This window comes from Jeotgalibacillus marinus (genome assembly GCF_040801915.1).
Classification (GTDB): domain Bacteria; phylum Bacillota; class Bacilli; order Bacillales; family Jeotgalibacillaceae; genus Jeotgalibacillus; species Jeotgalibacillus marinus.
Genome location: NZ_JBFMIA010000213.1, coordinates 1 through 255 on the forward strand (window position 1 = coordinate 1; position 255 = coordinate 255).

Sequence of the window (255 nt, forward strand, 5' to 3'; positions counted from 1 at the left end):
GGTCTCGTGATCTCCTGGCTCGCCCGTCGCTCGCGCGCCCACCCCGCGGACTAGTGGTTCTCGACCACGAACGCTGCGAAGCCGGGCACGGTGAACCGGAGCCGCCCCTCGCGCCCCTCGATGACGCCGCGCGCCACGAGGTCCGCGCGCACGCGTCCCAGGCTCCGCTCGGTGCGTCCGAGCCGCTCCGCCACGGCGGCGAGGGGTGCCTCACCCCCGAGGGCGGCAAGGGCCGTGATGACGGCCTGTTGCGCG

1 protein-coding gene is annotated in these 255 nt (G+C 75.7%); it reads right to left on the minus strand.

The window, feature by feature from the left end; genetic code table 11:
• Nucleotides 1–50: 50 nt before the first annotated feature.
• Nucleotides 51–255: DUF8462 domain-containing protein (locus tag AB1471_RS17590; RefSeq protein WP_367781013.1), on the minus strand; the 205-nt coding region annotated here is incomplete at its 5' end.